Below are 22,101 nucleotides of genomic sequence, written 5' to 3'. Positions count from 1 at the left end.
ATTCAACTTCATGGCACCTGCAAGGGTGCTTTTTCACGTTAATGGTTCGAATTTGAATATCATCAAATTGTAATAAAATGTACGAATCTGGTTTGGGCAAACAGATGATCTGACCCTTCAACTACGTTATACTTGTTCAGACGGAACTACATCCGTGATGAAAATTCAGAATACAACTTATTGACGTGGAGGTTAGACCGGGCATGTTTGTATTAGCGGGTATATTGTTTTTGGTCGTATATGGATTATTAGTGTTCTACATAGGCTGGAGCGGTTGGAGTTGGATGAAACCAATAGTGTCCGCCAGATTTCGATGGTTTTATATTATAGCGCTTGTATTCCTTGCTGTTTCCTTCATTTTGGCACGTGTGTTTGGAAGTATTTCGTTTCTCAGTATTATCGGTTCTTACTGGCTGGCGATCTTTTCGTTGTTATTGCTGATCCTGCCCGTCGTTCATCTTACGATGTGGTTGCTGAGATTAACCCGTATTCCTAGACATCACACACAGAAATGGGCGGGTGTCGTTACACTGGTGCTGTTAGTGTCCACAATGGGTTATGGAATTTTCAATGCTTACAGCCCGGTAGTGAGAACGTATAATATCCAGATTGATAAAAAAGTAGAAGGTGTGGACAAGCTTAACATTGTCATGGCTGCCGATATGCACTTTGGATTACTGTCTGGCCCTGCACATGCCAAACGCATGGTGGAGGAGATTAATGCGCTGAAGCCGGACCTGGTGCTATACCCGGGAGATATTATTGATGACAATCTGGATATGTATCTGAATAGCGGAATTGCTGATATTATCAGTGGAATTCAGGCTCCATATGGTGTCTATGCTTCTCTCGGGAATCACGACAAGTTTGATGGTCCAATTGAAGAGTTGATCGCTGCGCTGGAGAAGAGCAATATGCAAGTTTTGTACGATGACAAGATTGTCCTGGACGACAAGATCACCCTCATTGGACGGAAAGACCGGACAGAGAAGGATCGTGCAGAAGTAGCCGCATTAATGCAAGATACGGACTTGAGCCAACCGGTACTTATGATGGATCACCAGCCGTATGATCTGGATATTGCGGAACAGAACAATGTAGATCTGGTGGTATCCGGTCATACTCACCGCGGTCAGATTGCACCTGCTCAGTTCATCACACAGGCTATTTACGAGAATGATTGGGGTTATCTGCAAAAGGGCTCCATGCATTCTATTGTAACCTCCGGATTTGGTTTCTGGGGACCTCCAATTCGTACAAGCAGTCGTTCGGAGATTGTGCAGATTCATGTGACGTTCCAGTAATGATGAAGGCCCGTTGAGAAAAGGGATAGCTTATAAACACGTCAACCGTAGATTGATGATACCGGCTCCGCTTTACGATGACAAGCTCAGATCACTGTCATTATAAAGCGGAGTATTTCTTATGCGAAATTAGATGGGCGCGCTGATTATTTAAGGCGTTTTTACTAATATAGACGGCTTGATCTCTCGGAAATCGGAGTTCAAGCCGCCTGTTTTTTATTATGTAAGTTTAGTTTCTTACCCCGTTGTCAGGAAGGGCTTCAAACGAATAAAATGCGCCTTTTGTATTGATTTTACCGATAAGCGTTGTGGCTCCTTTTTTCGTGAAGGTGTATTCGTTGTTTTGGATACGAACGAAATAACCGTTTAGCTTAATACCAAATATAGATCTGACTGTAGGTGCAGCGAGGGATAGTGCTTTGTTTTTGCTGAGCTTGGGCTTGGCGAAAGACTTTTTGAGATCAGTATCATTTTTCCAGTTAATACCTAGTTCGTTAGTGACTTTCCATACTTTTCCGGTCTTGCTGCCGATATGTACATAATTTAGATTGTCGTCATCCCGATACTGCCATAGCATATCTTTTCCTTCTACGGTAAATAAGGTGTAATCAAAAGCTTTTACTGAGGGAATTCCAAGTGTTTTGAGTGAATTTCGTGCTATGTTTGTCATCCAGGCATAGGAATCATCGATTTTATATTGCAGAATTGCCGACATTTGATTACCTTTGTCCACATCGATGTAAAGTTGTTGACTTGGTCCAAAGATGACCCAGTAGTTTTGGAGTAAATGTCCATGTTCTGGATCATTGGCTTTGAAACGCCAGAAACCACTCTTAATGAAGATATCTTCATCTTCAAATGTTTTTAGGAAGGCATCAAGCTTCAGGAGCAGCGCATTATCCATGACTTTATCCAGATCAGCGTTATCATACATGATATGGGTGGACGCGACACGATTAGTATCGGGATCGTATGTTTGTGTGAAATAGGCGAACCCGGTTTCATCAATAGTTCCGTTGATGACCCACGGATCAAATGATGAATCTATTGTGGTGAATTGAATGTTCTGTTTTCCCACGAGTTTAACTAGTTCTTCACTTAAAAGTTTTTTTGTCTCCGAATCTAGGTGCTCAGCAGACTCTTGACTCTCTATCAATGAGAGGTTATTGGAATTTGCGGCCAAGGTGAGTGGGGCAGACAACAATAGTGACATGGTGGCGACAAATGCGGTCAATGAAACGATTTTTTTCAAAATGAATCCTCCTGTTAAGTTTAGGTCATATTATTAAATGTCAGTACGCACATATCTTTCAATGTACCATAAAAGTAAAATGTTGCCTAACCATATAAACGCAAACATCGGTTTTCTGTTGACACCGTTTTCAGCTTATGATAAATTAGATCCGAGGCTTGTTACCGGTAATGCGGGCAAAACCACTATGGAAATGATTTTATTATTTCTGTTTTGGTTTTGCCCTTTTTTATTCCTCAAAAAAAACCAGGTGGGTCCAGAATGATTATTAAACAGATATTTAATAACAATATTGTCAGTACCGTGGATGACAAAAATCAGGAACTACTGATCCTCGGCCGGGGTATCGGATTCAAGTTCAAAGCAGGCGATGAGATTGATGAAGAGCGGATTGAGAAGGTATTCCGTCTTCAGGATACATCGATCTATGAGAAATTTAAATCCATCGTAGCTGAAGTGCCGATTGAGATTTTGCAGGCAACAGATGATATTGTGACACTGGCACGAACACAATTGAATAAAACCATCAGTGACGGGATCTATGTCTCGCTGTCGGATCACATTCACTTTGCTGTTCAACGCTTGGAAAAAGGAATGATCACTCGTAATCCACTTTCTTGGGAAGTTCAGCACTTCTATAAGGCGGAGTATGATGTGGCCAGAGAAGCATTGACTTTGCTGAAGGAAAGATTGGATATTGAGTTCCCCAAAGATGAGATCTGTAATATTGCACTACATTTCATCAATGCGGAAGTGAATGATTCCATGAATGATGTCACTCATCTAATGCAGCTGCTGCAGGAGATTATGAATATCATCAAATATCACTTCAATATCGAATTGGATGAAGATAGCGTCAATTATTTCCGCTTCATCACCCATTTGAAGTATTTCTGTCAGCGTGTCATTACCCATTCTTCACATGATGATGCTGAGGAGTATCTGTATGAAGTGGTTCGGAAAAACTATCCGGAGACATTCAAATGTATTGGCAAGATCGAGACGTTTATCCATAAGAACTATCAGTATGACATGACACACTCGGAGCAGTTATATCTCACGCTCCATCTGGAACGTCTGATGAAAACCAAGCGGGACGTATAATGTTCACGCGATCGTATGAAATTACAACTGGATATCCCATGGGCTTGTTACTGTTCAATCAGGCAATACCCGAATGAGATGGCGCCACATTTTTGCGCTATATTCATTCGGGTATTTTTTATTGGAAAAATGAGGAGGAAAACATCATGAAACATCAAGAAGCGGCGCAGGAAATCATCAAAGCCGTTGGGGGAACTAAAAATATCAATTCAGTGTATCACTGTGTTACACGTTTGCGTTTTGATCTGAAAGACAACGACAAAGTCGATAACGGTTCACTCAATAAACTGGATAAAGTCATGGGTACGAATATTTCTGGTGATCAATTTCAGGTCATTATCGGTAATGATGTGTCGAAAGTATTCGACGCCATGGTGAAGGAACATCCTGCAATCCAGCAAAGTACGGAAAATAAAGAGCCTAAGTCGGATAAAAAACAAAATGTCGTGCTGAAAATTTTTGAAACGATCGCAGGTGTCTTTGCCCCGATGCTTCCAGCGATTACAGCGGCAGGTATGCTCAAAGGGTTACTGGCACTATTCGTGTCCATAGGTTGGATGTCCGCTGGAACAGATACGTACCGTATTCTCTCAGCCATTGGTGACGGCGTATTCCACTACCTGCCCTTACTGATTGCAGTCAGCGCTGCTCGCAAATTCGGCAGTAATCCGTTTGTTGCCATTGCACTAGGTACGGCATTAATGTACCCAGACATGACAGCATTGCTATCTAGCGGTGAATCGGTTGGATTCTTGGGAATTCCGGTTACGGCTGTAAGTTATGCTTCATCGGTTATTCCAATCTTACTCGCTGTATGGTTGATGTCCTATGTTGAGAAATGGGTTGACCGTGTTATTCCTGCTGCACTCAAGCTATTGCTTGTGCCTTTGATTACCTTGCTTGTGATGGTTCCGGTGACACTGATTGCAATCGGTCCATTGGGTACATTTGTAGGTAGCGGATTGTCTGGCGGCATCAACTGGCTGCTGAATGAAGGCGGATTGATTGCAGGTATCGTACTGGGCGGCGCAATGGCGCTCATTATTATGACAGGAATGCACTATGCACTTGTGCCGATCATCTTGAGTAATATCGCTACACTGGGCTTCGATAAATTCTTGCCATTGACCTTTATCTCCAATATGGGTCAGGCTGGTGCAACTCTTGGTGTATTCTTCCGGGCAAAAGATAAAAAACTCAAAACCGTGGCATTATCAACGAGCTTCACGGCACTCATGGGTGTAACGGAGCCGGCGATGTACGGGGTTAACATGAAGTATAAAAAACCATTTGCCGCAGCGATGATTGGTAGCGCAGTTGGTGGCGGCTTCGCCCTTGCTTTTGGCGCCAAAGCATACGTACTTGCAGGTAACGGTGGTCTCCCAGGACTTCCTTCCCTGATCGGACAAACCTTCTGGTATTCCTTCGGGGGGATGATCTTGGCCTTTGTTGTAGGTACGATTATGTCTACGATATTCGGTATTAAGGAAGAAGAAGGAGACGCTGAGGCGTTGGCTCAATTCTCACCAGGTGCTTCTTCTGCACCAGCGAAAGTAGCTTCAAGTGATGCTGCCAGCGTGAACGTGGACGATATGGGCGCTCCGTCACCAACGAGTGATGCGGTAGCCGTAGCTCCGATGACAGGTAAAGCGATCCCGCTCAAAGAAGTCAATGATCCAACATTCGGTGATGAATTGATGGGTAAAGGTGTGGCATTTGTTCCTACGGTGGGCGAATTGCTATCTCCAGTGACGGGTACGATCATGAATGTGTTCAAAACGAAACATGCGATCGTTGTCCGCAGTGATAACGGAATGGAATTGCTGATTCATGTCGGAATCAACACGGTGAAGCTGCGTGGACAGTACTTCGATGCACATGTGGCTACAGGAGCACGTGTACAAGCCGGAGACAAGTTACTCACATTTGAACTGGCCGAGATTGCCAAAGAATACGACATTACAACGGCTATGGTTGTTACCAATACGGCAGATTACAAGCAGGTTCTACCGGTGAAATTGGGCGATATCACGATGGGTGAAGACGTCTTGAAAGCTGAAATCTAAACCGTCTTAGGACTAATAGACAAATTCAAAAAAAGAAGGAGAGATACGGATGATTCATCGACAAGGGTTTCCGGAAGGATTTCTGTGGGGCGGCGCTATTGCCGCCAATCAGGCTGAAGGTGGATTCGACGCTGGCGGCAAAGGATGGTCGACGGCCGACATGGTTCCTTATTTTGAGAAAAAGGATTACACCAACCTTAGAGAACTGATGCATGTTACGAGTGCAACGGTTGAGAAAGCAATGGCACATCGCAGTGCGGAAGGTTATCCGAAGCGTTATGGGATTGATTTCTACCACCGTTTCAAAGAGGATATTGCGCTGTTCGCTGAACTGGGCTTCAAAACATTTCGTCTGTCCATCAACTGGCCGCGCATTTTCCCGAATGGTTATGATACCGAGCCAAATGAAGAGGGACTGCGCTTCTATGACGAAGTGTTCGATGAACTCCGTAAATACGATATCGAACCTCTCGTAACACTCTCACACTATGAGATGCCGATGGCACTTGTGCTGAAATATAACGGCTGGGCAGGCCGCGAAGTGATTGGACATTTTGTAAGATATGCAGAAACCGTGATGAATCGGTACAAGGACAAGGTAAAATACTGGTTGACGTTTAATGAGATTAACACGACCATTATTGAACCGTTTACAGGCGGAGGTATTATTGAAGACCGGGTGGAGAACACGATGCAGGCTTCCTATCAGGCACTTCATCATCAATTTGTAGCCAGCAGCCTGGTAACGGAAAAAGCACGTCAGATTAACCCGAACTTCCAGATCGGATGTATGCTTGCACGCATGATTCACTACCCGGCGACATCGAAGCCAGAGGATGTGCTGCAAGCACAGATCGATAACCAGCTGAACCTGCTGCATACGGATGTACAAGTTCGTGGTAGTTATCCAACATTCATGGCCCGGTACTGGGCAGAGAACGGGATTACCATTGCCATGGAACCGGGGGATGAGCAGATCCTGCGTGAGCACACAGTTGACTTCATCTCATTCAGTTATTACACATCCTTGGTGTCCGCAGTAAATCCAGAAGAATATGGAGTGACTGGAGGCAACCTGTACAGCACGATTAAGAACCCTAATCTGGAGCGTACGGAGTGGGGCTGGCAGCTTGATCCGATTGGTCTGCGTGTAGCATTGAAAGAGTTGTATGATCGTTACCAATTGCCATTATTTGTGGTGGAGAATGGACTTGGCGCGAAAGATACCGTTGAAGCAGATGGTTCCATTAACGATGATTACCGGATTGATTATCTGAGAAAACACATTACACAAATGAAAGAAGCCATTATGGATGGTGTGGACCTCATGGGCTATACCAACTGGGGAGCGATTGATATCATCAGCGCATCCACTTCGGAAATGTCCAAGCGTTATGGCGTGATCTACGTGGATCAGGACGACAACGGACAAGGCACATTGAATCGGTATAAGAAAAAGAGCTTTGGTTGGTACCAAAAGGTCATTGCCTCCAATGGCGAAAACTTGGAATAAATTAATCTAAAAAGGCACCCCAGGCATAGCTAGTGTTACGCCATCGGGGTGCCTTTTTAATATCATCTCGCAGGATTTTCATCCACGCTAATGGCACTTCAAGGTAAAAAGGATGACTTCATAACATACTGGATGGTATACTGTGATCGTATTGGGGGAGGGATAACCATGAAGAAGCCTATTATTGCTGTAGATATGGATGACACGATATGTCATCTGGTCAAGCGGGCTATATATCACAACAACCTTAACTTCCCGACCCATCCGTTGCGGTATGAGGATATGATTCATTGGGATACGTCCCATTTGCGTCATCCAGAGAGCACGCACGATGTATTTTATGGTCGGCCGGGTCTGTTCGAGGAATTGGAATTATACGACGAATATGTTGTAGATGAGATGCGAAAGCTGAACGATGCCTATGATGTCATTGTCGTGACAGCAGCAGAGCCAAAAACAGTGGTTGAGAAGTGGAACTGGCTTCAGCAGCACATGCCTTTTATAACCGCTGAACAGTTTATTACATGCAAACGAAAAAACTTGCTCGGATTCGATCTGCTCATTGATGATGGAGCACATAATCTGATTCCCGCGCATGAGGATGGCAAAAAGGTTATCTGTATCCCGCATCCGTGGAATATACAGGAGCGTGAGCGATACAACTTTCCGTTGATGTCTTCATGGAAAGAAGCCAAGGCATACATAGATGAAATGTTACAGGTTGTTGGTGTCTAAAAGATAGGTAATCTTATCGTCCAGAGTGAAGTGCTCTGGATTTTTTGCGATAGGCGAGAGGTGTTTCGCCTGTTATTTTTTTGAATGCGGCATAGAATGAATCCATATCCCGATATCCGACCAGCTCGGCAATCAGGCTGACTTTGTGCTGTGAATTCTTTAGAATTTCGCAGCTTTTTTGTATGCGTAGATGTTGCAGGTGGCCGCTAAAGGTCTGTCCGGTATGCCGCAGAAACATTCGCCCAATCTGCTTTTCGCTCCAGCCTGATATGCGTACCAGATCAGACATCCGAATACGATTGCTTACGTGTTCCTTGATATAGTGAAGGATGTAATCAAACCCAGTGGAATGATTCTCTTCATCCTGATCCTTTTGATACAGTTGTCTGTAGGTCATCAATACCAACTGGCTTACCAAGGTGTATAACATGGTAGACGAGCCGATTCCAGGAACGGAGGATTCACGATACAGCTTCACCATTAGTTCTTCCATCTGATCGTTGCGATCCACAATGGATATATAAGGAACCTGATTTTGTGCCAAGTCCATCAGATGTTGAATGATTTCTTTCTCCTGAATGATGGCTGTCAGCGTGTTGATTAACTCAGCATTAAACAGACAATTATATATAATTAGCGGATGCTCGGTCACATTTGTGCTCGCAGGACGAAAGACATGAGGAACGCCAACAGGAATGACAAACAGCATGCCTTTCTTCACGGGAATGACATCTTCACCGATATGATGAAAGCCCTTTCCTTCAGCAACATAGCTATACTCAATAAAATCATGTGCGTGAAAAGGGAGCATAAAATCTTCAGAGCAACGATTGACAAAAAGTTGCAGATGATTATGCAGAAAGTATTCGCTTTTCATAAGTTGTACAGATGAATCCACAGGCAACCTCCTCGCATAGATGGCTGAATCACCGGATGAAATAGTCCGGATCACCGGGTATTTACGACAGCAGGATCGATATAATTATATCGTAACCCCGAATGGGAAGCCAAGATGGAAAGGACGATCTGCTAATGTTCAACGTTAGTCACCTTCGCTGTGAATATAGAGTCAACCCGATAGGCCTCGATGTAAAATCACCGAGATTAAGCTGGCAGTTGCAGTCCGATCGGCGGAACTGTATGCAATCCGCTTACCAGGTACAACTCTCCCTAACGAAAGATTTTGAAGGGATTACATGGGATTCTGGCGAGATAAGCAGTGATCAATCCATACATGTGGAACTAAACCATTTTCAGCCTTCTCCGCAAACGCGATACTATTACCGGGTTCGGGCATGGGATGATACAGGAAGTGATTCGGGTTGGTCCGAAACGGCTTATTTCGAGATGGGACTTATGGATCGTCATAACAAGTGGCAAGCAGAATGGATCACAGCTCAAGCATCAGATGATGGAGATACGTCATGCCCGCGTATGCGCAAGCAGTTTAATGTGAAACAACCTGTTACGTCTGCCAGAATATATGTCACAGCACTTGGACTATACGAGTTGTACATCAACAACTCAAGAGTAGGAGAAGATTATTTTACACCTGGCTGGACTTCTTATCGTAAGCGATTACAATATCAAACCTATGATGTTACCCACTTGCTTCAAAATGGACAGAATATATTGGGTGCATATCTTGGAGATGGCTGGTATCGGGGATATCTTGGCTGGAACAAAGAACGGGAGATATTTGGTTCAACGTCCGCATTGCTGCTGGAACTGCATATGAAATACGCAGATGGATCAGAGGAATGTATTCTTTCCAATGGGGAATGGACAGCTGGTCCAAGTGCCATTCGGATGTCGGACATCTATATGGGAGAGACGTATGATGCACGAATGGAGTCTGATTGGTCGGATTCATCTGAAGTGAATTGGTCACGCGTGAACGTACTGGAACATCCAAAAGACATCATCGTTGCGCAGGAGAACGTACCCGTCACCCAAGTAGAACAGCTACAGCCAATCGCCTTGTTAACAACCCCACAGGGAGATCGTGTAATAGACATGGGACAGAATATGGTGGGATGGGTGAGATTTAGCATTCAAGGTGAGGTCGGTCAGACGGTTGAGTTGCACCATGCTGAGATATTGGATCATGAAGGCAACTTCTACACCAATAATCTTCGCTCCGCCAAGCAGTGTATTCGCTATACGTGCAAGGGGGATGGAGTGGAAACATTCGAACCGCATTTTACGTTCCAGGGGTTCCGATATGTGAAACTGGTTGGCTTTTCTGAACACATTCATCTCGATAATTTCACTGGCATAGTGCTGCACTCAAATATGGAGCAAACAGGTCAGTTCTCGTGCTCCAGTCCCCTGGTGAACCAACTGCATCACAATATATTGTGGGGGCAAAAGGGGAATTTCCTTGATGTGCCGACAGACTGCCCACAGAGGGATGAACGGCTCGGGTGGACCGGTGATGCACAGATGTTTGTCCGCACGTCCTCCTACCTCATGAATACGGCGCCATTTTTCACCAAGTGGTTGCGGGATCTGGAAGCGGATCAGGGAGAAGATGGAGGTATTCCATTCTTCGTTCCGGATCTGAGAAGTTCCACGTCGGAAGGATGGGGAGACACCAGTCATTCCTCCGCCGCTTGGGGTGATGCAGCAGTCATCTGTCCTTGGACCATCTATGAGATGTATGGGGATGCCAGATTACTGGCCGAACAATATGAGAGTATGAAGCGGTGGATCGAGTACATTCACGGGCAGGGCGATAACCCATATCTGTGGAACACGGGATTCCACTTTGGCGATTGGCTGGGACTGGATTCCAAGCCGGATAGTTATGTTGGCGCAACGGACACGGACTATGTAGCAACTGCATTCTATGCCTATTCGGTTTCGTTAACTCAAAAAGCGGCAGAGGTACTTGGTAAGACAGATGATGCTGAATACTATAAAATGTTGCATACGAACATTGTTCTTGCGTTTAACAAAGAATTCGTCACTCCAGCCGGCAAAATTGCTGTTCCTACGCAAACAGCGCATGTTCTTGCGCTTCAATTTGACCTGCTGGACGCGACTGCACGAATTCGCGCTGTCGATCAATTGGCAAAACTCGTGAAAGAGGCGGGCAATCATCTTACTACAGGCTTTGTGGGTACACCTTATCTGAATCCGGTACTGAGTGATGCAGGTCTTCACGATCTGGCTTATACATTACTTTTTCAAGAGGATTATCCGTCCTGGTTATATCAGGTGACTCAAGGCGCAACGACAGTCTGGGAACATTGGGATGGCATCAAAGAGGATGGCAGTCTCTGGAGTGCTGATATGAACTCATTTAACCACTATGCGTATGGTGCGATTGGGGAATGGTTGTATCGTTATGTTGCCGGAATCAAGTCCGATGAACATCAGCCAGGATTCCGAATGGTGCATATTGAGCCGCAACCCGGACCTGGACTGGATTGGGTGGAAGCGAGCTTGGAGACGATGTATGGTCAAGTTGCTTCAAGTTGGCATCGGCTGGCGGAGGGAGAAATGGAGATATGCGTGCACATTCCTGTCAATACAAGAGGTACGGTACGTCTTCCTGGAGCAGGTGCACAGATCGTTCTGGAGCAAGGGAAACCGTTGGATCAGGTAAATGAAGTTCAGGATATTCGAAGTATTGGAGACGATATTGAAGTTACACTTGGATCAGGAAGTTACCAATTCAATTACAAGGACACGGATATGAAGAAGGACCGAGATGTTCAGGATGTTACATTGACAGAGTCCGTATAATAATAGAATAAACGGTAAAATGTACTTTTGAATAGGATCTGCTCACATGCAGGTCCTTTTTCGAACTTGTCTGATGGAAGAGCAAGAATGTTGTGTCCTGGAAGCGGCAGCATGGCAGTTTCAATATCTGTTGGGAGGGTGTAATGACTGTGGGGAAAGAACATGTTAGATTAATTAAACCATCGCGAGCGTATAAGGATGCATATTTGGAATTTTATGAAGACTGGGTGAGAAGTGGAGAGTTGATGGTACCGTGGGTCATTTCCAAAGATCCTTCTGCATTTGGTGAGATGTTGGCGTTTTTGCAGCGCAATGAACAAGGTATCGATATTCCCGAAGGTTGGGTAAAAGACAGTACATACTGGCTACTCACCGAGAGTCAACAAATCGTGGGTGCTGTAAATATAAGGCATGAGCTTAACGACAAATTGTTCAACAGTGGAGGACATATTGGATATGGCATTCGTCCTGGAGAGCGGCAAAGTGGCTATGGTTCCGAAATTCTCAGGCTCTCTTTGGAGAAAACGAGAGAGCTTGGAATCACCAAAGTATTGGTCGTATGTGATGCAAATAATGAGCCATCCAGAAGGGTTATTCTTCGAAATGGTGGCATTCAGGATGAAAACTATGTGGAGTCCAATGGCAATGTTGTTGAACGATTCTGGATAGAGAATGTCGAATAATGAAGAATGATGGTGAAATTTAACGAAAATAATATAGATTATGATTGTAATACCCTCGCGTGCTGATTAAAATGAAGCATAGAATCTGGATTGCGGCCGGAAACTATCATCCCATATCAGGCACAAGTGAGGTTATTTTATGAATCAACCGGTTAATCGGCCCCGGCGTATTGAGTATCTGGATCTCTATCGTGCATTGGCCATCATGGCAGTGGTAGCCATCCATGCGACTTCAACAGCAGTTGCGCATTACCCCAAGCACACGTTAGATCATGATGTGTATTACTTCTGGAACACGTTCCTGCAATTTGCCGTTCCAGCGTTCCTGTTCTTGTCCTCCCTGGTTCTGTTCTACAACTACAGCTCCAAGGTGAATGAGAAGGGTTGGATGCTCGCCTTTTACAAAAAGCGTTTATTCTATGTATGTGTACCCTATGTGGTATGGTCCTTTATCTATTTTACTGTTAAACAGTTGCTTGCGGGTAAAGAACCTTTGACCCATGGTGTGCAATTTGCCAAACAACTAGTGATGGGAACCGCTCATACCCACCTGTACTTTTTTCTGATTATTCTTCAATTCTATATCGTTTTTCCATTGCTTCTGTCGCTAACACGCCATCTTCTTTTTACTCGGTATTTGCCATTATTCTTTATTATGGGCCAAGCAATCTTCTATGCACTGCATTTGCAGTTTCACTTCGAGCGAACAGGAAGTTTGTTACCCAGTTATTTGATTGTAATTGGTTTTGGCGCATGGGTTGGGCTCAACTTTGAGTGGGCATTGAAGAAACTGTATACTCACCGTTATGCACTTATAGTTGCGTTATTGAGCGGAGGTGCCATTTTTATATATGGTAATGCTTATATCAAAACCGCTTTTCCTGCATACCCGGTGGTAACCTATACCGTGTTGTTCCTGTTCCGCAATCTGTTTACGTTGTCAGCCTGCTTGCTCCTGCTGATCTTTAGTGAACGGTTGGGCGCAGGAAAACATACTGAAGTTCGTAAAGCTACGCATGTTCTGGATTCCTTGGGTACAGTTGCGTTCGGTGTGTTTTTAATGCATCCCCTCGTACTGCTCTTCTGGAGACGTGAATTCTCAGATGACCTGGCTCGGCACTTCAGCGTGGGTGTCATCCTATCTTATGTTGTGGCGCTCCTGATCTCATGGATCTGCGCGATGGGATTGCGCCGGATGAAGTGGGGATGGGTCCTGATAGGACGTTAAGTTAAAATAAATCCATGCCATCTAAGAAAAGAGTTTTCAAGCCATCAAGCATTGTAATCGGGTACCCATACACTGAACACGTATAAAAGCAGTGTTTAGTGTATGGGTACCTTTATTTAGAACAATTCTATGGAATCAGACTCATACTAATTGGAAGCGTTCTATCAGATGGAATGAATGAATTGGTTCGTATTGGATCCACTGTTGCTGTTTGTGGTAATATGTATGAATTCCATGGGAACGTCCTTAAGAAGATTTTGACCAAAGATTGCTAGCCAGTCAACTTTACCTCCAAAAGTTAGAGTCTACCTACATAATTTTTTTGCATATTTTAGTAGTAAACCTACCTCGACAACCTCACTTATTTATTTCTACAGATTATGATCAATTTCACATTTATGTATAATATTGTTGATTTCAGTCTAGGAATCAACTAAAATTTAATAAAACATTCCAATTTCTTCAAATGGGGGCGACTTTTGATGACATGGAATTTGTACAGTATGATGCCCAAAATGATCATGGCTCCCGGCTATTCTGAAACAGTATGTACGGAGCCAAATAGAATTTTGGTAGCGTTTACCCAACAGTCTTTTGAAACGAGGTATCGTGACACCTCGTACTATATTTCCTCCAGGGACTTGTTGGTGGGCAACGATCTCATCCTGTTAAACCGATTGTCAGTACCTGTCGTAATCAGCGTTCTGACCTTGGAAAACATGACTAAAATGCGCTTTGGTTTTCCAATGGTATTATCCAGACAAGACGACGGAGTCAAGTTGTTTGTAAAACGCGTTTTAGAGATGTTCGGACAGAGCGCTTTCAAACCTGAGTACAGCAAACAACTATCCCTTGAATTCACACGATTTTTCAATATGTACCGGGTGATGAACCAGAGCACCGATAATTTGAAAGGTAAGATTGACAACCGATTAATTATCGTTCATCGCATGATACGAAGTCAATATTCGGAGCCGCTTACCCTTGAAGACATGGCCGCACGAATCAGCTGTAATCCGGTCTATTTAAGTAACACATACAAGAAAGTGTTCGGTTGTTCACCCATTAAATCTCTTCAGAAAATTAGAGTACAAAAAGGACGCGAACTGCTTAAGCATACCGATCTGACGATCAATGAAATTACGAAGTCTGTCGGTTATATCTCTAGTTCACAGTTCTCCGGGTACTATAAAAAATATTACGGGCGCTCTCCAAGTGAATATCGTAAACATCTGTGCAATAAGACAGGGGAGGGAATCAGTGATGGAACAAGTATCTAACTCGATGATTGAAGGAAAAATCATTCAGATTATTCACAATATACTTGGATATCACTTGGACATTCCTCTGGATGAGCGATTAGAGAATCTCGGGTTTAACTCAATAAAATATATTTCACTAATTGTTTCACTAGAAGAGGAGTTTGAGATTATTTTCCGCGACGAGGACCTGTTGTATGAATGTTTTGCTACAGTCGAGCAGATAGAGTGGAGAATCTCAGGTATGGTATCTTCTGCGTAAGAAATAGCTGGGGAAAATATGGACAGCGACTTATGTTCAAGGCTCTATAATTGAATTATATTCATCAAACAACATGTTAACGACAATTTATGCGATGAACGTATCACTGAAATCGTGCAAGATAAACACTGCGCATTCATGGAATGAGGGTCTGAATTGAAACGATTATGTGAGTTGTTAGATCAGTCAGAACAACGATATCCGCATAAAGCAGCTTTGATCACAGACGAAGGCCATTTTACTTATAGTCAACTAACTCAGGAGAGGGATCGTATATCCACTTATTTGCAAACCTGCGGTGTAAAAACTGGCGAGCGAATCATACTGCTTTTGCCTCATGGCAAATTTCTCGTCTCATCCATTTTTGCTGCCTCCAGGCTTGGAGCAACTTATATCCTCTTGCATGAGAGTACAACAAGGTATCAGTTGGACTACATTGTTAAAGATTCGCAAGCTTCCTATCTGCTGACGACCGATGCTTTTGTTGAAAAGTTGGCGATGTCATCCTATATAGGGATTAAGGTCATATCAGAAAATGACGTGACCACACATGCAGTGGAGCATAGCAGATTAGATGACCCCGATTACGAAGATCGCTCAGGTAATGAAGTTGCCTGCCTGTTGTATACATCGGGAAGTACAGGCCGGCCGAAGGCTGTGGTGTCACACCACTCCAGCATGCTATTTGTACTGGAGAGCATTCAGTCTTGCCTGAAAATAGAAGCAGACGACGTAATCGGCAATTTTCTTCCATTGTCTTTTGATTACGGGATGTACCAGATTTTTCTGGCGTTTAATCAAAATGCAACGATAGCCTTGGGTCAGCGATCTGATGTGGGCCCGGCGCTCATTCATAAAATAAGGGAATGGGGTATTACCGGGTTACCAATTGTACCTAGCATGGGAGAAGCGCTGATCAAACTTATGCGCAGACAGATGACGCAATTACCGGAGATTCGTTTCATTACCAATACAGGAGCTGCACTTCCTCAAACTTATGTAAACGAATTCAAAACATTTTTCCCGAATGCCCGGCTACATCTGATGTACGGACTGACGGAGTGTAAACGGGTCTCCATCCTTCAGCCGGAATTTCTCGCTGATAAACCGGGTTCTGTCGGAACATCTCTTCCGGGTACAAGTTGCACCATAATCGATGAGAGAGGATTGCAACTGCCACCAAATAAGGTTGGCGAATTGGTTGTGCATGGTCCTCATGTCATGATGGGTTACTGGAATGATCCGCAACGAACACAGCACGTTTTTCGAAATATGGCTTCTCATGAGCGGAGCTTGCACACAGGGGACTACTTCTGGATGGACGATGAAGGTTTCTTGTATTTCTACGCTCGCAAGGATGATATGTACAAGCAAAACGGCTTTCGTGTAAGTCCTACGGAGATCGAACTGGCAGCAGTCGACATCGATGGCGTCGAACAAGCCGCGCTGATACTGACCGGAGACACTGCTGTGCCTATTCTTGCGGTGAGTTCTACACGGACTGCGGATAGCCTTCTCGACGAATTACGAATGCGGCTGGAAGATTATAAGATGCCAGCACACATCTATGTTACAGACCAGTTACCTTTAACTTCGAACGGTAAAATTGATAAAAACAAGCTGAAAACAGACCTGGAAAAGGAGTGAAGCGTTTGGACTATGGAGAGTTGCGGTCGAAATACGGCAGTCCGTTATATATATACGACTTGAATATTCTTCGCCAATCCTGCCACAGGTTGAGAGATGCATTACCCGAGCCTTCGATGTTGTATTACTCTCTGAAGGCCAATCCTCACCCGGCAATCGTTAAGCAGTTGTTAGATTTGGGGTGCAGGGCTGAAGTTTCATCGCTAGGTGAGCTGAATTCTGTGTTAGAAGCTGGAGGATTGCCCCGGGATGTATTGTACACGGGTCCTGGAAAGAGCGAATCGGAATTGAAGGTGGCTGTTGCACAGGGAGTACAATGGTTCTCGGTCGAATCAATGAAGGAGCTGGAAAGATTAAGGTCTGTAGTGTCTTCTGGTACACCTCCAATTCAAGTCATTATGCGAATCAATCCCGATCAGGGCTTGGCTGATGCTGGATTGGCCATGACGGGCACACCCTCTCAGTTTGGAACGGATGAGCAGAAGCTTTTGCGAGAGCTGAAGGAAATGCAGGAATGCGACGAAATTCGTATTGCCGGTTTTCATATTTTCAATGGCACCAATACTGCGAATGCAGAGAGACTTGCGGAATCTTTTCTCTCTTCCATTCAGGTGATTGCGAGAATATCCAAGGAGACTGGAATCCCACTCCAATTCGTGGATTTAGGAGGAGGATTTGGACATCCTTATGCTGTGTCAGGCCCCCCTCCGGATTTTAGTGAAATCAAGGTCCAATTGGAGACTGCTCTCGATGAGCATATGCCGGGATGGAGAATGGGAGAGCCTGCTATAGCATATGAGTCCGGACGATATCTTTCGGCCGCATGCGGTGTTCTCGTTAGCTCTGTTGTGGATATCAAGGAAAGTAAGGGCAGCCGCTTTATCGTTCTGGACAGCGGCATTCACCATCTGGGCGGGATGGCGGGGCTCGGACGCATTCCACGTGTTCAGTATGACATCAAGCCTTTCACAGAGAAGACCGACCCTCATCCGGAGTCGACCCACATTGTAGGACCGCTGTGCACCCCTCTTGATTTTTTTAACAAAAAAGCAGCTATACCTTCCTTACAATTGGAAGAGCAGGTCTACATTCCGAATGTTGGGGCTTATGGGATTACGGCCAGTTTATTGGGATTTTTGAGCAGGGAAATTCCCGTTGAATTGGTCGTGGATGACGGTAACGTGAAGCATGTCTCACAGCTTGCTCTAACACGAAGAACGCATGTGAATGAAATGCACGAAGGGAGGACTATTCATGAGCATGGAATACATTAAACATGAAGTCACGGCGCTGGTAAAGCAGAAAATTCATCGGGATCTGGAGATGACGGACGATCTGAAAAGTGCAGGTCTCGATTCTATGAAAGCGATCGATTTGCTGCTAGAACTGGAAGAGAAGTTTGAAATGACTATTCCCGACGAGTACATGATTAATGATACGTTTGCTTCCATGAGCAACATTGTGAACATGATCCATACGTTGAAGCAAAATGCTTAGCTTTTCTATTAGGGGCGAGGGAGGATGCCATGGACGTACTTTTCATCTATAGCGGAAAGGGCGGAGTCGGAAAATCCACTTTCGCTGTAAATTTAGCCTATTCATTACCAGGGTTAAGAGTAGGACTGTTTGATGCAGATTTTGAAGGGCCAAGTATACCTACCATGGTATCCGGAGTTGAAGACGAGTCTATGGTAGCAGAAGGACTTGGAATCAACCCGGGAACCTACGCAGGCATCCGCATCTCTTCCTCTGGGCTGATTGAAAACAACGGTCTCAGCAGATCTCTTTCAGGCAAATATCTGGAAGGTGCGCTGGATCAGTTACTGATAAAAGCCCGCTGGGATGTAGATGTATTAATCGTCGATATGCCTCCAGGGACTTCCGAGATTCACCATCAGCTGTTTCGTCTGTTGAAAGGACGATGTCTTCTGATTACAACGCCTCAGACGGTAAGTTTTGCAGATACTCAGAAAGGGATCGACTTGATGCGACGGATGGAGGTTCCGCTGCTTGGTATCGTCGAAAATATGTCTCAATTCCAATGCGAATGCTGCGGGCATTCCACTGCAATCTTTTCGGGGGATACCCAAGGCATGTTAGCTGTTCCGAACGGTCTGCAAGTGCTCGACACGTTTCCTATAATACCTGAACTTAGTGCAAAGGGGAACGCTGGCATTCCATTTGTACTTGCGAATCCAGAACATCCTGTTAGTGTGCGAATGGCCGGACTTGGACGTCAACTAGTTATTTTACTCACACAAAAGTTCAACACATGGAGTGTACATTAAGGGTCTTACTTTGGTAAAGGGGAGGATGCCGTTGCTAAAACCGTTAGAGCTGAGCAGAGGACTTATCCCGGAGGATATGCTATCGCAAGCGTTAGAGCAGTACGGCATCATGGAATACACAACGTACCCGTATCTCAATATGAATGGTACTGTCGTTCCGATCAACCGGGTTTCGGAGACATCCAGAAAAGCCCTTGTTGAAGACCGGGAGGGAAACCTCTACTTTTTGAAAGAAATTCCTTGGTATATCCGATCCATTGAGCACGCCGTGAGCATAATTAAGCTCCAGCATGAGCTGGCTCTGAAAGGGGTTCGTGTCCCTGCCGTTCAGTTAACTACATCCAGGGAGCTGATTGTACATGCAGGTAATCAAAGTACATTGTACCTACAATCGTATATACCAAACGGCTCGATGTATAATGCCCAGCCTCAACAGATACGTGCTGCCGGGGCGGTATTGGGTGAATTTCGGACAAAGGCTGCGTCCGCATATCCACTACAGAGACTGAGGTTGCCTGAGCAATCTCCTTATGTTTCTACAAAGGATGTACTTGTTCTTTTGCTTAAAAAGTACATGCAGAAACGCAATGAAATGAGCAAAGAGGATCAGGAGCATGTGCAGCGTTTTGTCCAGGTTTGCAAGAAATTGGTAGACGAGTGGTCTGCTCAGCATGCTGACAGAGCTGAAGCGGTGACATCGATTGCGCACGGAGACTTGAATCCGATGAATTTCATTTTCTCATCCGACGGTTCGGTGTCGGCGCTGATTGATTTTGACAATGCATGCTTCACCGATTCCCTTGTGGATCTGGCTGAAGGATTGCTTACTTTTTCCGGCATAACTTACCGGTACGGCAGCTCGCGTTTTGAAGCCGTTCATGAATTGGAACCTCAGCCGTTCCAGCAATTTCTTGAAGGCTATCAAGAACATCATTCCCTGCTGGCCGAAGAAATTACGGTACTTCCGCTGTTAATGGGCACAACGTGCATCAGGCTGGCAAGTCTTGGTCTCATTCGAGGGGATTGGCCAGTTTCCTCGGCGAGTATGCACATCGATAACATTCGGAATGTCGTGAAGAGCTCTCGAGCGTATTTGAGTGAAAATTACTGAACCCACAAGGGGAGGGAGGTTGGACATGGAAAAGAGAACGCTGGGAAAGACAGATATGCATGTAGGCGTCATGGGGTTCGGCAGCTCCCAGATCGGTTATGAACAAACCAGCCAGGAAACAGTGAACCACCTACTGAATCTTGCACTGGATCATGGACTTAATGCTATTGATACTGCTGAGTGTTACCCGAATAGCGAGGAACGAATTGGTCAGGCCGTTTCGGGAAGGCGTGCAGAATTCTATCTATTCACCAAATGCGGCCACTCGGACGAGGACAAGTATCACGATTGGGACCCTGACTGGCTGGAACTGAGTGTAGACCGGAGCCTGAAGAGATTGGGCACAGATTATATTGATGTTTTGCAACTGCATGGCTGCTCTGAAGAGATTTTACAACGTGGTGAAGTCATTCAGACGCTAAAAAAGATTCAGGCAGCGGGAAAAGCGAGATATTTGGGTTACAGCGGGGACGGGGAACAAGCGAAATATGCGATCAAGATGCAATGTTTTGATACGCTGCAGGTGACCGTTAATATTGCTGATCAAATCGCCTTAGACGAAATCATTCCCTTAGCACAGCAGCAGCAGCTTGGGGTCATTGTGAAGCGTCCGATTGCCAACGCCGCTTGGGTTAATTCAGGGGAGCATAAGAAACGTTATGAACGCCAGCTTGCTATGTGGAAAAGAATGGGCAAGACGCCGGAATCTATGGTCAAGCCAGCAAAAGTAACCTATGAGGAGCGTTTGCTCAAGCTGGGGTATTCCTTTCAAGAGGATCCTTTGCTTACGACAGAACTGGCACTGAGGTTTGCGCTGTCGATTCCCGGTGTGCACACAGTCATGATTGGCACGACGAAACCAGATCGTTGGCGGGACAATTATGCATTGGCAAGCAAAGGGAACCTTGCTGAGGAACAATATAAGGCCATTCGAGAGCGCTGGAAGGAACGGATGGACAAGGAATGGTTCGCGGTTCCATAACACCAATAGCAAGAAAGGAGTTGCTTGATCATGGGTCTGAAATCGCGCTTTCTAGATGATGGTTATGCTGTCGTTACAGGAATTTTTGTATCGGATGAGGTGAATCAGCTAAAGATTGCGATGGAAAAATTGATCACCAAGGTGAAGCAGGAACCACTCCGGTATACGACGCGTTACACCTTGAAACAGGAGCCTGATTACGACACTTGGGGTGTAAATAATATTTTCAAATTGGACTTGTACGAGCCCGCCTTCGGAGACGTTTTTGGGAACGAACGTCTGATGGAAGTACTTCAAGAGATATTGGGCGAAGAATTGCGATTTTGGGGAGCTCATGCGCTGTGGTCGCCGGAGAAGATCAATTATCGATTGCGTTGGCACCGGGATTACGGGGATAACGAGTTATATCACCCAGAAGGTATTCCCAACCATGTGCAGTTCAATATTCCCTTGTACCCAGACTCTTGTTTTATCGCGATTCCTGGTTCGCACCGACGTGCACTTTCTGATCAGGAGAGATGGGAAGTGAACAATAACGGGGCTAATCCGTTACCTAACGAGGTTCGAATCACATGTCAACCCGGAGACGTTCTATTTATGAATGCGCATACACTTCATCGCGGAGCATGTACGTCTCATGACTACAGGAGAACGTTGCATTACAGCGTTCAAGGTAAAGAGGAAGCGTATGGAGGACATACTTCCTATCCGGAGATGAAGGAAAAGGCATATCTGGATCAGATGCACCCCACGGTTCAGCAACTGATGATTAATTCTGTCCTATGGGATGAATCTCACCCCCTGTCTCCATCGGAGTTGTTACGCAAGGTAAGAAGCAAGAACGAACGGGAAAAGTATATCGCCGGCCAGGTTTGATTTTAACCCAAAATAATATCCATATGAGGAGAGATGAG

Annotated in this window: 19 protein-coding genes; 17 read left to right on the top strand and 2 right to left on the bottom strand. The window is 45.0% G+C overall.

Going from position 1 to position 22,101, the window contains the following annotated elements:
* Positions 1-203: 203 nt before the first annotated feature.
* Positions 204-1,304, top strand: coding sequence for a metallophosphoesterase (locus MKZ12_RS18145; protein ID WP_339255975.1), 1,101 nt, complete (start codon positions 204-206; stop codon positions 1,302-1,304).
* Positions 1,305-1,533: 229 nt separating this feature from the next.
* Here MKZ12_RS18145 and MKZ12_RS18140 read toward each other — a convergent pair whose 3' ends face one another.
* Positions 1,534-2,556 carry a hypothetical protein gene (locus tag MKZ12_RS18140; protein ID WP_339255974.1) on the bottom strand — a complete coding sequence of 341 codons (1,023 nt, stop codon included), beginning with the start codon at positions 2,554-2,556 and terminating at the stop codon, positions 1,534-1,536.
* Positions 2,557-2,817: 261 nt separating this feature from the next.
* On the opposite strand from MKZ12_RS18140, the gene MKZ12_RS18135 reads away from it, so the two are divergent.
* The 4 genes from MKZ12_RS18135 (at position 2,818) to MKZ12_RS18120 (ending at position 7,974) form a co-directional block, all read left to right on the top strand.
* Positions 2,818-3,660 (top strand): PRD domain-containing protein, encoded by an 843-nt coding sequence (locus tag MKZ12_RS18135; protein ID WP_339255973.1) that lies wholly within the window; start codon positions 2,818-2,820, stop codon positions 3,658-3,660.
* Positions 3,661-3,806: 146 nt separating this feature from the next.
* Entirely contained in the window at positions 3,807-5,726 is a 1,920-nt protein-coding gene (locus MKZ12_RS18130; RefSeq protein WP_339255972.1) for a beta-glucoside-specific PTS transporter subunit IIABC, read from the top strand.
* 49 nt (positions 5,727-5,775) lie between these two features.
* The gene (ascB, locus tag MKZ12_RS18125; protein WP_339255970.1) at positions 5,776-7,239 is read left to right on the top strand and encodes a 6-phospho-beta-glucosidase; all 1,464 of its coding nucleotides are present in this window, start codon (positions 5,776-5,778) and stop codon (positions 7,237-7,239) included.
* A gap of 168 nt (positions 7,240-7,407) precedes the next feature.
* Positions 7,408-7,974 (top strand): hypothetical protein, encoded by a 567-nt coding sequence (locus MKZ12_RS18120; protein ID WP_339234829.1) that lies wholly within the window; start codon positions 7,408-7,410, stop codon positions 7,972-7,974.
* A gap of 13 nt (positions 7,975-7,987) precedes the next feature.
* Here the strand turns inward: MKZ12_RS18120 and MKZ12_RS18115 are convergent, their stop codons facing one another.
* On the bottom strand, positions 7,988-8,872 hold the full coding sequence (locus MKZ12_RS18115) for an AraC family transcriptional regulator (RefSeq protein WP_339255968.1): 885 nt from the start codon (positions 8,870-8,872) through the stop codon (positions 7,988-7,990).
* A gap of 134 nt (positions 8,873-9,006) precedes the next feature.
* On the opposite strand from MKZ12_RS18115, the gene MKZ12_RS18110 reads away from it, so the two are divergent.
* From MKZ12_RS18110 to MKZ12_RS18055, 12 genes are all read left to right on the top strand, one after another.
* A complete protein-coding gene (locus MKZ12_RS18110) occupies positions 9,007-11,727 on the top strand; it encodes a family 78 glycoside hydrolase catalytic domain (RefSeq protein WP_339255967.1) in 2,721 nt (906 codons plus the stop codon).
* A gap of 143 nt (positions 11,728-11,870) precedes the next feature.
* Positions 11,871-12,410, top strand: coding sequence for a GNAT family N-acetyltransferase (locus MKZ12_RS18105; protein WP_339255966.1), 540 nt, complete (start codon positions 11,871-11,873; stop codon positions 12,408-12,410).
* Positions 12,411-12,549: 139 nt separating this feature from the next.
* Positions 12,550-13,638, top strand: coding sequence for an acyltransferase (locus MKZ12_RS18100; protein WP_339255964.1), 1,089 nt, complete (start codon positions 12,550-12,552; stop codon positions 13,636-13,638).
* Positions 13,639-14,120: 482 nt separating this feature from the next.
* A complete protein-coding gene (locus MKZ12_RS18095) occupies positions 14,121-14,918 on the top strand; it encodes an AraC family transcriptional regulator (RefSeq protein WP_339255962.1) in 798 nt (265 codons plus the stop codon).
* Positions 14,902-15,159, top strand: coding sequence for an acyl carrier protein (locus MKZ12_RS18090; RefSeq protein WP_339255960.1), 258 nt, complete (start codon positions 14,902-14,904; stop codon positions 15,157-15,159). The genes MKZ12_RS18095 and MKZ12_RS18090 overlap by 17 nt, the downstream gene beginning before the upstream one ends.
* Before the next feature lie 156 nt (positions 15,160-15,315).
* Positions 15,316-16,806: an AMP-binding protein gene (locus tag MKZ12_RS18085; RefSeq protein WP_339255958.1), complete on the top strand. Its 1,491-nt coding sequence runs from the start codon at positions 15,316-15,318 to the stop codon at positions 16,804-16,806.
* Positions 16,807-16,811: 5 nt separating this feature from the next.
* Positions 16,812-18,080, top strand: coding sequence for a decarboxylase (locus tag MKZ12_RS18080; RefSeq protein WP_339255956.1), 1,269 nt, complete (start codon positions 16,812-16,814; stop codon positions 18,078-18,080).
* Positions 18,061-18,303 carry a phosphopantetheine-binding protein gene (locus tag MKZ12_RS18075; RefSeq protein ID WP_339255955.1) on the top strand — a complete coding sequence of 81 codons (243 nt, stop codon included), beginning with the start codon at positions 18,061-18,063 and terminating at the stop codon, positions 18,301-18,303. The genes MKZ12_RS18080 and MKZ12_RS18075 overlap by 20 nt, the downstream gene beginning before the upstream one ends.
* A 29-nt stretch (positions 18,304-18,332) precedes the next feature.
* Positions 18,333-19,094 carry a P-loop NTPase gene (locus MKZ12_RS18070; RefSeq protein ID WP_339255953.1) on the top strand — a complete coding sequence of 254 codons (762 nt, stop codon included), beginning with the start codon at positions 18,333-18,335 and terminating at the stop codon, positions 19,092-19,094.
* 31 nt (positions 19,095-19,125) lie between these two features.
* Positions 19,126-20,205 carry a phosphotransferase gene (locus MKZ12_RS18065; RefSeq protein WP_339255951.1) on the top strand — a complete coding sequence of 360 codons (1,080 nt, stop codon included), beginning with the start codon at positions 19,126-19,128 and terminating at the stop codon, positions 20,203-20,205.
* A 25-nt stretch (positions 20,206-20,230) separates the two neighbouring features.
* Complete coding sequence (locus MKZ12_RS18060) at positions 20,231-21,187, top strand: aldo/keto reductase (protein ID WP_339255950.1); 957 nt, start codon at positions 20,231-20,233, stop codon at positions 21,185-21,187.
* A 30-nt stretch (positions 21,188-21,217) separates the two neighbouring features.
* Positions 21,218-22,063, top strand: a complete 846-nt coding sequence (locus MKZ12_RS18055; protein ID WP_339234798.1) for a phytanoyl-CoA dioxygenase family protein — start codon at positions 21,218-21,220, stop codon at positions 22,061-22,063.
* The last annotated feature ends 38 nt before the right edge of the window (positions 22,064-22,101 follow it).

The organism is Paenibacillus sp. FSL R5-0713 (assembly GCF_037973325.1).
In the GTDB taxonomy this organism is placed as follows: domain Bacteria; phylum Bacillota; class Bacilli; order Paenibacillales; family Paenibacillaceae; genus Paenibacillus.
The sequence above is the reverse complement of the archived record's forward strand: the minus strand, read 5'-3'. Positions and strand labels throughout refer to the sequence as shown.